The sequence below is a fragment of the Robertmurraya korlensis NBRC 107688 genome (assembly GCF_001591645.1).
In the GTDB taxonomy this organism is placed as follows: Bacteria; Bacillota; Bacilli; order Bacillales; family Cytobacillaceae; genus Robertmurraya_A.
Map to the genome: position 1 here is coordinate 94,983 of NZ_BCVH01000013.1, position 12,613 is coordinate 107,595.

Below are 12,613 nucleotides of genomic sequence, written 5' to 3' on the forward strand. Positions count from 1 at the left end.
AATCTATGAACTTAGTTGAATTTTAGGACATATGTTTTCCAGGAATTAGTGGAATTGGTGAACTAAGCTCGCCTTTAAGACATGGTATTTCCAGAAACTAGTGGAATAGGTGAACTAAGTTGGCCTTTAGGACATGCTATTCCCAGAAACTAGTGGAATTGGTGAACTAAGTTGGCCTTTAGAACATGCTATCCCCAGAAATTAGTGGAATATGTAAACTAATTTAGTCTTTAGGCAAGCCGATGTGCTTGCCTTTTTAACACTTATATAAAGTTATATATTTATAGAATAAATGAAAGTTTCTCGATTCTTTATCATTGTTTCTTTTTCATATGACATTCCTATTCTCTCTGCTACTCGAATAGAAGGCGTGTTTGGTTTATAAATCATCGAGATTAGCTTTTGTAAATGTAACTGATGAAACCCAAACTCTTTAGCCGCATTAGCTGCCTCAGTAGCTAGACCCTGCCCCCAAAAGTTTCGAGAAAATAAATAACCAATTTCCATTTCAACCTTATCGTCCACCACTTGTGGGACAATCCCGCATTGACCAACAAACCTACCACTGTCCTTTAATTCACAAATCCAGAGACCTGCCCCTATGGAGTTATAATTAGTAAGATTCCACCTAACCCAATTTTCCGCTTCTTCCTCTGTTTTGGTAGATACATAGTATTTCATCGCTATAGGATCGGAGAATATCTCATTAAATGAGGTACATCCGAAAAATTCATCTCACGCAATCGTAATCGGTCTGTCTCTAGTACATACATTATTTCTTCTCCCTCTGTTTTGAATGAATATCCTTTATCTTCAAAAGGCACAAACATTCAATAAAACGAACAATTTTAATAAAAAATTTAAATTAACTTCAAGAACACCCTTATATTAAGTCTTTGTAAGTATTACGTTATCGGTCTCCAGACCGTTCTTAGTCATGAACAAAATGTGTTAAGATACATCTTGTGATTATTATTAGTTTTTACCATGAGAGGGGAAATTTTACAATGTCTATTTTTACAAGATGGGCCTTTCGTAACAAAGCGGCTGTATCCATTCTTACGATCTTGGTCCTCGGCTTAGGGATCCTAAGCTACACAACATTACCTATGGAATTCTTTCCTGCAGCTGACCAGCCACAGGTTTCGGTTGTTGTACTAGGTCAAGGGTCAGACTCTGACACGATGGAAAAGCAAGTGACGAATCCAATGGAAACGGTACTCGAAGGAGTAAAAGGAAAAACAAATATCTTTTCTACTACAGGAGACGGATATTCAAAGCTTGATATCTTTTACGACTCCAAAACCAATATGAAGGATGCGAAGCTAGAGGTACAAGATGCACTGAGCACGCTTACCCTTCCACCAAACGTGTCAAAACCAAATATTATTCAACTAAATACGAATATGATTCCAATCTCACAGATTTCAATCACGTTCGAAGATGGATTAACGGCAGAAAATGTGGAGTTTGCTAAAAAAGAAATTGTTCCCGTTTTAAAAGATATTGATGGTATTGCTAATATACAAACCATGGGTGAAGCGACTTCCTATGTATCTGTGAAAATAGATAATGCAAAGCTGGCACAAACTCAGGTTCCATTTCAAACCATCATGACCGTGTTACAGGGACAGAATTCATCGATGGCTGTAGGCGAGCAAACGATTGATGGTAAATCAAGTAATATTAAAGTGATTGGCAGTATCGATAGTCTGGATGAATTAAAAAACCTACAAGTATCTCCAGGGGTAAGTTTAAAAGATATCGCAACTGTTGATAAACAAGAACCCAATGATACGTTGAATCACATTAATGGGGAAGATGGTCTTTTCCTAATAGTGACAAAGGATAGTGCATCCAATGCCGTATCCATCAGTAAAGAGCTCGATAAATCAATTAAGGAGCTGAACGAGAAGTTTAGCCAATCAGAGACAACAGTGGTTTTAGACTTAACCGATATGGTTGAAAACTCTGTACACACAATGATGAAGGAAGTGTTACTTGGAGCATTGTTTGCAACGATTGTGATTATGCTTTTTCTAAGAAACATTCGTTCGACCTTTATTACAATTGTGTCTATCCCATTGTCCCTAGCTTTTACATTATTCCTCCTGTCACGCTCAGGAATTACACTTAATGTTCTAACTTTAGGGGGAGTGGCAGTAGCAGTTGGTCGTTTAGTAGACGATAGTATCGTAGTGATCGAAAATATATTCCGTAAAATGCAAAAAGAAAAATTCTCAGTACCTTTAGTAATAGAGGCAACAAAAGAAGTAGGAACAGCCATCACATCTTCAACCTTAACAACCGTGGCAGTATTTCTACCTATCGGTCTTGTAAGTGGGTCACTTCAGGATATCATGCTTCCATTTGCCTTAACGATTACCTATTCCCTGCTCGCTTCATTAGTCGTAGCCTTAACGGTTGTTCCACTTATGAGCGCAGGCCTGCTGAAAAATACAAAGCTGCCAGAACATAAGCCATCGGTAAAATTCATTAAGCTAGTAACTTGGTCACTCAATCATAAATGGGCAGTCCTCCTCCTAGCACTATTTGTTTTTGCTGGATCGATTGTAACCTATGTAACGCTGCCGAAAGGTGCCATGGATAACTCAAGCTCCGATTTCATCGTGGCCAATCTAACGTACCCGAATAATACCCCTATTGACGAGGTAAAGGAAGGCTCTCTCAAACTAGAGAAATTTATTCTTAAACAAGAAGAGGTTGAACATAACTTTACTCAAATGGGGAATTCTGCGGAAGCTGCTCAATACGGGGATGTAAAATCACCTACAGCAACCAGCTTTTCTATTATTCTTAAAGATAAAAATGATACAGATCGCATGATCAAACTGATTGAAGGTGAAAAAGAGAATTATAGTGATGCCCAGCTTACGGTTTCAGCTAGTTCGATGATGTCTGGCTCTTCTTCCCAAGTCACGATCGATGTGATGGGTAATTCCTTAACAAATCTAGAAGAAACAGCTTTAAAAGTGAAGGATGAGATTTCGGGAATTGATGGTGTTGAAAAAGTTTCTACCAATTTTGAAGAAAAGAAAACAGTCTTTTCACTTGAAGTGGACTCCAGTAAAGTAAACTCTGAACAAACCGCTCAAAGTTTGGCTGCCATGCTGAATGCTATGCCAATTGGTATGATACAACTAGAAGAACAAGACACGCCTGTATTATTGGAACCAATATTATCTCCATCTACAGCTGATGAGATTAATGATATCCCTGTTATGACTCAAACGGGTTTAGTCCCTGTTTCTGAGGTTGCTTCGATTACGAAACGCGAAGAATCAACGAGTGTTTTTCATAAAGATGGAGACCAATATGTTCGAGTAACTGCAAATATTGATTCTGCACGCATTTCTGAAATCTCAAAAGAAATGAATGAAGCTATATTTGGTGTTCAGGGAAATGGTGGAATCAAACTATCTGATGATGTAGAAATTTTTGTTGGAGGTGCTAGTGTTCAACAAGCGGATGACTTCTCTGATTTATTTATGACCATGATTGTTTCCATCGGAGCAGTTTTCTTAATCATGGTGATTACTTTCAAAACAGTAAGAGCTCCTATCGCTATTTTATTCTCCCTTCCACTTGCAGCGATTGGTGCTGTGCTTGGACTAGTGATTAGCCGAATTCCTGTGGATGTAACGGCTCTCTTGGGTGCCCTTATGTTGATTGGTATCGTTGTCACGAATGCGATTGTATTGTTAGACCGTATTAAACAAAACGAACAAACCATGATCATTCGGGAAGCGATTGTAGAAGCTACTGCAACGAGAATGCGCCCGATTTTAATGACAGCTGTTGCAACCATTTGTGCCATGCTCCCTCTTCTGTTTAAAAAGGCAGAGACAGGTGCCCTTGTGTCCCAAAGCTTAGCTGTAGTTGTTATTGGGGGATTAGCAGCAGCAACCCTACTTACTCTTGTGGTTATACCGGTGATTTATGAGCTTTTACATTTTAAAAAGTCTAAGAAACAACGAACTCAATTAGCAAACGAACAAAGTATAGAAGTATAGAAGCATAAAACAAAGCCAGTCACTGAAATTTGTGTGACTGGCTTACTTTATCCCTATTGCCCTTTTTGCAAAGACGAATCTTTTTCAAACAAAACAAGCAGTGCTGGTAATAAAATCCCTCTTATTAAGAAGGTGTCTAATAAAATTCCTACCGCCACAATAAATCCAAAGACGAATAATAGTTGAATCGGTTGAGTCATTAACACGGCAAAGGTGGCAGCAAGAATGATTCCCGCGGAAGAAATCACACCGCCAGTATTGGCAACAGCAATTTCAACTGCTTTCTTGACTGGGTGAGTTTTCCTTTCTTCCATAAACCTTGAAATAAGAATGATATTATAATCAATTCCTAACGCCACTAAGAAGACGAAGGAGTAAAGCGGGACACGGTTACTAACCGTATCAATATCAAAAAATAGGTTTGTTAGGAACATCCCTAACCCAACAGCAGCCAGGAACGATAATAAAATGGTCCCCATCATATATAAAGGTAGCTTGAACGACTTTGTCATTACAATGAGCATAGCAAAGATGAGAATGGACTCTAACAGAACAATGACGACGAGGTCTCTGTTATTCGTTGCACGATCGTCAATTCGATTGGCTGTTTCGCCAGCGAAATAAAGCTCACCCTCAAGACCTGCATCCCTTACTATTTTCTGGGAATTGTCTCTTGTTTTATCCAACGCATCCATCGTTTCACTATCATATGGACTTTCTGTATAGGTAAGCGTAAATTGAACCACTTTTTGGTCTTCTGCTACACCACTTGGACGAACACTACTAACAAGTGGTTGTTTCTGCAGTTCTTTCATGATTGCGTCCTGCTGCTCTATCGTGACTTGCTCCGAAGCTTCTAACAAGACCGTTGTTGGAGCTAAATCTCCCTTTTCAAACTTTTCTTCTAATATCTCATACCCTATCCTAGATGGCATATCCTCTGGAAAGGACTTCATCGTATCAAACTCGTACTTTAGATTGAACATATTTAATGCCGATACCATCAAGATAATCCCAATTGCTACCGTTGAAACAACTGGCTTCTTCACTACACTACGGCCAATTTTACTCCAGAAAGAATTTCCTTTAACTGATTCCTCCCCAACTCTAGGAATCTTAGGCCAGAACGATTTTCTTCCGAATAGGGTAAAAAGGGCAGGAACTAGTGTGACCGAAGCTATCATAATAATAAGCATTGCCGTTGCAAAAATAGGTGCAAAATTTCGGTAATCCCCAAATTCTGCGAAGAATAATACCAACATCGCAGCAAGGACTGTACCACCAGAGAAGAAAACTGGTAATCCCGTCTCCCTCATTGCTTCTCTCATGGCTTCATGCTTACTATCGTACGTTTTCAATTCCTCTCGATAGCGAGAAAAGACAAATAATGAATAATCAATGACGGCTGCAAATAATAAAATCGTCATGATTGAAAATGTTTGGCTGTTAATAAGTAAACCCGCTTTCCCCATTAAACCAAGCACTTGATTCACCACTTCATATACAAATGCAGCAGCAAGAAGTGGGATGAAAGCTAGTAGTGGTGAACGGTAGATCACTATTAACAATATAAGGATAAGGCCAACAGTTGACAAAAGGAGTACAACATCTGCTCGCGAGAACAAATCAAGAGCGTCGACCGCAATACCAGCAGGTCCAGTTATCGTTAACGTTAAATCCGTAGATTCCTCAACAATATCCAACATCTCTTCTTGAGAGGCCCGCATCTCTTTCGCTTCAAAGCCAGCCTCAAAAGTGACTGGCAGGATAACAGTGCTTTTATCTTCTGAAAAGAAGCTTGCTGTGGCTTGTGGTGGCAAAGTAGTTATTGGAACAATGTCCTTAACCCCCTCTACCTTTTCAACCTGCATGATAAATGACCCTAATTCAGATACATTCACTTCTTTATCATCACTTGATTGAAATACGAGGATCGCCGGTATTCCGTCATTGTCTTTAAAATATTGATCAAGTTTATTCTGAGCAATAACTGACTTTGCATCACTAGGTAATGAAGTAATATTGGATGATTCATAATCCTTTGCACTTGGTGCAAGTATGGCAAGAAGGACTGTTACTATGACCCAAAGACCTAATGTAACCCAAGTTCCTTTTCTGGTGGAAACTCGATCAGTAATTCTCTTGAGTATTGATTTCATGGTTTTCTCCCCTTAATTTAAATTTAAGTGACACAAGTGTAACTTAAACTAAAAATAAAAACACAATTGCCACCCTTATTATCAAGCGTAAGTGACAGTTGTGTCAATTATGAATGTGCAAACATTCCTTTACTAATGATTTCCTTTATGGATTCTACCCAAACGGACTTCGGAATACCAAAATGATTAGGAATAGCGATAGACTGAAATATTAATCCAAGCATGACACTATCCGGAATATGCTCCTTAAGCTTCCTCTCTTTTTTTCCAAGTGAAATAAAACTTTGTAAATAGTGATACATTTCTAACGGTAGCTTTTCCAACCGTTCTTTACTCACTTTCGCTTTGTCATTTGAACTAGATCCCATTTGCTGGACGACCGAAATGAGTTGATGAACCTCTGCTTTATCAAAAATAAGCTTCATAAGGAAATCAAACTGGGCTTCAAAGTCTCCTTGATTTTCTATCTGAGCTAAATCCCCAATAAATAACTGCATTTCAAACAACATAAAATCTGTTATTAACTCATCTTTGTTCTCGTAATATTTATATAAAGCTCCTCTAGATATATCAAGTTGTTCCGCTAGAAGACCGAAATGAAACCCTTCATATCCATGTTGAAGAAGCATTTTCTTTACTAACCGAAACAGTTCTTCATTGGAAAATTTCCGTTCACGTGCCATAAGCTTTCACCTCTTCACTAATTATAATGAAACCTTATGGAGGAAAAAAGGATTACTTTTCTTTGTGTACAGTTGTGGTGCTCAAAAACGACTATTTAAAACTTATTTATCTCAATGTCCTTTTCATCATTTTTAAAAATCTCTTTGTTTTCATTTTCATCAGAAAATGGAGCAAATCCTGGTGGTGTGTCCGGAAATCCCCCATCCTTTTCCTGGCCACCTGACTGAATGAAAGGCAAAAGGTCTTGAATCAAGTTTGAGCCTTGAGCGATAAATTGCTTCCCTTTATTCATCACATCATCAGGGGAATGTCCAAGAAAAACGACCATGACTAGTCCAATGACAACAAATGGAAGTATCACTCGAAATACAGAGCGAACAATTGTAACGATTATAAAAATAAACACTATACCTATTATTAAAGTCACTAATTGATTATTGGAATGGAAAAGCTCTTGCAAAAGCTCGTTCATAAAGACACCTCTTTAGGGAATAGTCTACTACCTTTATGAACGAATCCAATTACTTTTAAACCTAGGTTGTTTGACTTGTTAATATGGAGATATGAACCTTTCAAAGTCAATTCTTTAGTATAAAACACATAATACTGTTATCAGCATGAAAGTTCCAATCTACAAAAATATCTGCAACCGGCCGGCTAAAAATTTCTTCAAAATGTCCATTATGATGAAGGTATGATTTTTCTAATTCATCTTTAGTTACCATTAGAGTTTCCTCATATCCTTTAGCAATTAAGGACTTTTCAATCTCAATCAAAATACCTTCTCTTTTGACTAAATATACTTTGGGAGAAATGGAAAATGCATCGGTCATTTCCGGTTTCTTCTGCACGATAATGCTTATTCGATCTACCTCATTAATTAAGTTTTTCAAGATTGAGGTGTCTTCATTATTTACAAATGCCCCAGCTATATTTCTATCAAATTCAATGGCGATCATCCCTGTATTTTGATTATAATTCCAATCGTGGTACGCTGATTTCACATCAATCTCAAACTCGATTTCGAGCATTCCCTTTAGGTGATTTAAGACTTTATTCATAACTATTGTACGGGACATATCTATATTGTCTAAGTTCCCACTTTCAAGCAATACAGATTCCATGGGTGAAAGAAACCCACGTATGTAGAGTACAAGAAATGGACCGTTAACAAATCCGAAACAAGAATCTGGACCACGCCCAAAATTCTTCCGTAACATTTTGCTGGTAAGGCTGCTTAGCTTCATAAGCTTTTCTTGAAGTGGTTCTGTAGACATACTAGTTACCCTCTCTTTCAAATTTAAATATCCCAAAATCTTACTATGTCTCTTAAGGTTGCCCATTGCTTATGATTTTTATCTTTTCACCAAAACAAAAAAAGAAGTGGAGCTTTCGTCCACTTCTCTCATTTTTCAATCAATTTATTCTCCCAAAAATGAAAATTATGTAATTTTTATTCTCCACATAGTCCCACATCATAAAAATATCTTCAATGGAACGGTTCAATGCTTCCTCAATAATCACTTTGTGCACCCAATACCCATTTTTTATGTTTCGTACTTGGGTAAGTAACAGATCCGTTTCTCCTCTTTCATAAAGTAAGTTTTCAATTGGGAGCAATACACCTTTTAATTCAATCGTATAGGAATTGGTAGGAGAAGGTACAGTTCGTAATGCAACCGGTAATTTGTGAAATCGAGCACCGACCGTTCGAATTACCTTGTTTATTCCTTCACTACCCATTTTCTCTGTCTTTGTATCCACATTGACCGAATTTGAAACAAAAAGTAACAAACCTGAATTTGTATCATAATTCCAATCTTGATAAAAGGATTCAAATTGTACACCTAAAAGCTTAGACGATTCTTTTAAGAACTCTTCGGAGAGTGTACGAATAACGGAGGTTCGAAACTTTGCAATTAAATTGTATTGGTGATTACCATATAGAATTTCTTCAGCAGGTGTCATAAAACTACGTATGTAAACGTAAAGCTTGTTTCCTTTTAATACGGCATAACACGTCTGAGGTCCTTTCCCGAATCCTCTCTTAAGCAGCTTGCTAAATGAACTACTGAGAGCATGCAAATCATCTTGCGTAGCTAGCATTCATATCCCCCTTACATAAATAAAAAGGCCTAACTTCTCAGGAAAGAAGTTAGGCCACGGTTAAGACGACTATATAATAGTTTCTACCATTTACCAATCAACAGAGTAAAATAAATAAAATTGTTATTTATAAAAAAATAATCGCTTAAAAACTAATGACAGCAAGACATTAGACAAAGAGTATCATAACATTTCTCTCATCAGTTAACAAGATGAAATTTAAAATTCTAACTAGTTCATTCTAGGCATAAATCGTACCTTAATACATGTACCTCCTGAATTACTCTTAATTAGAATGGTACCTTTATGCTCCTTTATAATCTGTTGACTAACAAGCATCCCTAAGCCTGTTCCGTTTTCTTTTGTAGTAAAAAAAAGCTCCCCTACCCGATCAAGAACTTCCTTTTGCATTCCACTTCCTTCATCTATAATAGTTACCTCTATACTCAAATCAGTCAATACTCTGCCTTCAATATGAATATTTCCACCAGCAGGCATTGCTTCTATGGCATTTTTTATATAGTTAATAAACACTTGTTTTAATTGATTATTATCTCCCATAAGTAGAGCGTTATCAAGATGATAATTTTTCAGTAGCTGAATATTGTTTAATAGTGCATGTGACTCCATAAGGGTTACTACCTGATCAAGTAATAGCTGAATATTTACCTTTTCATACTTTTGTTTATTTGGCTTAGCTAGCACCATCAACTCTTTAAGGATGAGTTCTATCCTCTCAATCTCCGAATCAATCACTCCGTAATAAATTTCATTACCTTCATATTCATCTTTTAATAACCTTAGGAACCCTTTTATGGCTGTAATTGGATTACGGATCTCATGAGCGATTCCAGCTGCTAAGTGACCGGCAGTGGCGCGCTTTTCAGACAACTGAGCTAACTGATCAATCACCTCATTATTATCTTTTTTGATGATAGATGGTTCAAGAATAATATAGGAACCGATTAATTGGTCTTTCAAGTAAATCGGTAAGCTCGTAACTATCACATCGATAGTCTTGCGAGATTTCTCCATTATTCTCGATTCAAAGGTCATTCGTTTCCCTTGTGAAAACCCTTCAAAAAAGGAATGCTCTTCATTTAGTACTGCTGTATCGAATAGGTCTTTCAATCCTAGCCGCTGCAAATGATTGGTTAAATAGCCAAAAAGGTCTTCACTAGGCTGGCTGGCATATTTAATATTTCCTTGCGAGCAGATAACCAAAAAGGTATCCTTGCTCTTTGAGAGGATAGAAAAGTCTTTTTTTATGCTAGTATCAATGAATTCCTTTAATAAATTACTGTTATTCACATCACCAATATTAGCCATCAGGCAGGATACACTCCTTTCTCTATTTTTGATAAACCCATATAAAAAGCCACCATAAGCAATAGGAAAAAATCCTAATGCTTATGGTGGCTATAAAATCTAGCTTCTATATCTAGAGTCCGTTAACCTACATTTTTCTCATCCATATGATTGTTCAATAGATTAAGGCGATAAACCCTGCATCCAAAGTAAATACTATACTATTCTCTTCCATTTTTCAATTCGTTTTCAGTATTTTCGTAAAGTTTTTTGTACTAAAAAATCACCTTCTCCACAATCATCTTTTGCAAGATTTTCATGAATTTCTCAATTTCCATATTTACCGAACCCTTAGATCCGTATTGTCTCACACTAACCGACTGATTCTCCAGTTCACGGTCACCTACGACTAAAATATAAGGAATCTTTTTCATTTGTGCTTCTCTTATTTTATATCCAAGCTTCTCGTCACGGAGATCGACCTCCACACGAACTTCTTCCTTTTTTAGTTGTTGTTTTATATTCTTCACATACTCTCGGTGAACCTCATTTGACACTGGTATGATCTTAACTTGAACTGGAGCAAGCCAAACAGGAAAGGCACCTCCAAAATGTTCGATTAAGATACCTAAGAAACGATCAAGGGAGCCAAATACAGCTCGGTGAATTACAACAGGTCGGACCTTTTTGTTTTGTTCATCAATATAGGAAAGATCAAACTTCTCAGGCATTTGAAAATCGAGTTGAACCGTAGCGCACTGATGACTCCTTTTTAAAGAATCCTTTATGTGGATATCGATCTTAGGCCCATAAAATGCACCGTCCCCTTCATTAACTTGAAAAGGTAGACCCAGTTGATTCAAAACATTCATTAGAGATCCTTCGGCACGATCCCATAATTCCTCTTCTCCCATATAATCTTCCGGTCTTGTCGATAGCTCGATACTATAATCAAACCCAAATACTTTATATACATAGTCAATTAGCTGCAGAGCAGAAGAAATTTCGGCTTCTATTTGCTCTGGTGTTACAAAGATATGTGCATCATCCTGGCAAAAGCTTCTTACCCGTAACAACCCATTTAGTGCACCACTAAATTCGTGCCGGTGCACTTGACCAAACTCTGCCATACGAATCGGAAGGTCACGATAAGAACGCAGCTTATCCTTAAATATCAGCATATGTCCAGGACAATTCATGGGCTTTAAAGCAAAGCTTTGTTCGTCCACCTCAGAAAAATACATATTTTCTTTATAGTGATCCCAATGACCCGATTGCTCCCATAACCTCTGATTCATCATAAATGGAGTACGAACCTCTTTATAGTCAAAAGAATTTTGAATCTTTCTTAAAAATGTCTCCAGTTCATTTCGAATCAATTGTCCGTTTGTTAAATAAAATGGCATTCCAGGTGCTTCTTCTGAAAACATAAACAGCTCAAGCTCACTTCCTAGCTTCCGATGATTACGCCTAGCCGCCTGCTCTAAAAAGTGGAAATATTCCTCGAGTTCTTCCTTTGAAGTAAAAGCAACTCCGTAGACACGTTGTAACATTTTATTATTGCTATCCCCTCGCCAATAAGCTCCCGATACATGAGTTAATTTAAACTCTCTTACATATCCAGTGGACGGTATATGTGGACCTCTACATAAATCATAGAACTCACCTTGGCGGTACACCGTTATTTTTTCTTCAGAAGGGATGGCCTCAAGTAATTCAAGCTTGTAAGGTTCATGTGCATAAACCTTCTTTGCTTCTTCCCTAGACCATTCTTCCCTTTTAATATCTAGATTTTCAGCAATAATTTTTTCCATCTCTTTTTCGATTTTCCCTAAATCATTGACTGTGATGCTTTCCGGTAAATCAACATCATAGTAGAATCCATTATCAATCACCGGACCGATAGATAGATGAACATTTTTATACAAGCGTGTAATCGCTTGAGCTAACACATGCGCAGTTGAGTGTCTCATAATCCGAACACCCTCTTCAGAATTTCGATCAATTAATTCAACTCTTGCATCCTGATGAATCTCTCGTTTAAGATCAACAATCTTTCCGTTCACTATTCCAGCGATTGATTTCTTCCGAAGACTTGGGCTTATACCCTGAGCTATTTCTTCTAAAGTTATACCTTTCTTAAACCTCTTTCCTCTTCCATCAGGAAATTGAATAATTACTTCCATTAAAAATTCCTCCTTTATAAAAATAAAAAACACACCTATCCCTAAAACAAGGGACGAGTGTGTTTGTCTCGTGGTTCCACCCAACTTCCCACCTTTCAAAATTAAAAGGTGGCTTCGTTTTGCTGTATCGTAGCAG

General features: G+C 37.4%; 9 protein-coding genes. 1 reads left to right on the top strand and 8 read right to left on the bottom strand.

The annotated features are described in order from the left end of the window. Window positions 1-273: 273 nt before the first annotated feature. Entirely contained in the window at window positions 274-681 is a 408-nt protein-coding gene (locus BKO01S_RS16630; protein WP_369691001.1) for a GNAT family N-acetyltransferase, read from the bottom strand. A 326-nt stretch (window positions 682-1,007) separates the two neighbouring features. On the opposite strand from BKO01S_RS16630, the gene BKO01S_RS16635 reads away from it, so the two are divergent. Beyond that, the gene (locus BKO01S_RS16635) at window positions 1,008-4,034 is read left to right on the top strand and encodes an efflux RND transporter permease subunit (protein WP_066056616.1); all 3,027 of its coding nucleotides are present in this window, start codon (window positions 1,008-1,010) and stop codon (window positions 4,032-4,034) included. 53 nt (window positions 4,035-4,087) lie between these two features. On the opposite strand, the gene BKO01S_RS16640 is transcribed toward BKO01S_RS16635, so the two are convergent. From BKO01S_RS16640 to thrS, 7 genes are all read right to left on the bottom strand, one after another. After that, on the bottom strand, window positions 4,088-6,193 hold the full coding sequence (locus BKO01S_RS16640) for an MMPL family transporter (RefSeq protein ID WP_066056619.1): 2,106 nt from the start codon (window positions 6,191-6,193) through the stop codon (window positions 4,088-4,090). A 107-nt stretch (window positions 6,194-6,300) separates the two neighbouring features. After that, window positions 6,301-6,876: a TetR/AcrR family transcriptional regulator gene (locus tag BKO01S_RS16645; RefSeq protein ID WP_066056622.1), complete on the bottom strand. Its 576-nt coding sequence runs from the start codon at window positions 6,874-6,876 to the stop codon at window positions 6,301-6,303. A 95-nt stretch (window positions 6,877-6,971) separates the two neighbouring features. Continuing rightward, the gene (locus tag BKO01S_RS16650; protein ID WP_066056625.1) at window positions 6,972-7,349 is read right to left on the bottom strand and encodes a hypothetical protein; all 378 of its coding nucleotides are present in this window, start codon (window positions 7,347-7,349) and stop codon (window positions 6,972-6,974) included. A gap of 106 nt (window positions 7,350-7,455) precedes the next feature. Then, window positions 7,456-8,154 carry a Na-translocating system protein MpsC family protein gene (locus BKO01S_RS16655; RefSeq protein WP_066056627.1) on the bottom strand — a complete coding sequence of 233 codons (699 nt, stop codon included), beginning with the start codon at window positions 8,152-8,154 and terminating at the stop codon, window positions 7,456-7,458. Between the two features lie 139 nt (window positions 8,155-8,293). Then, window positions 8,294-8,983: a Na-translocating system protein MpsC family protein gene (locus BKO01S_RS16660; protein WP_066056630.1), complete on the bottom strand. Its 690-nt coding sequence runs from the start codon at window positions 8,981-8,983 to the stop codon at window positions 8,294-8,296. Between the two features lie 231 nt (window positions 8,984-9,214). Next, window positions 9,215-10,312: an ATP-binding protein gene (locus BKO01S_RS16665; protein ID WP_066056633.1), complete on the bottom strand. Its 1,098-nt coding sequence runs from the start codon at window positions 10,310-10,312 to the stop codon at window positions 9,215-9,217. Between the two features lie 254 nt (window positions 10,313-10,566). After that, window positions 10,567-12,495, bottom strand: coding sequence for a threonine--tRNA ligase (gene thrS / locus BKO01S_RS16670; RefSeq protein WP_066056655.1), 1,929 nt, complete (start codon window positions 12,493-12,495; stop codon window positions 10,567-10,569). Window positions 12,496-12,613 lie beyond the last annotated feature (118 nt).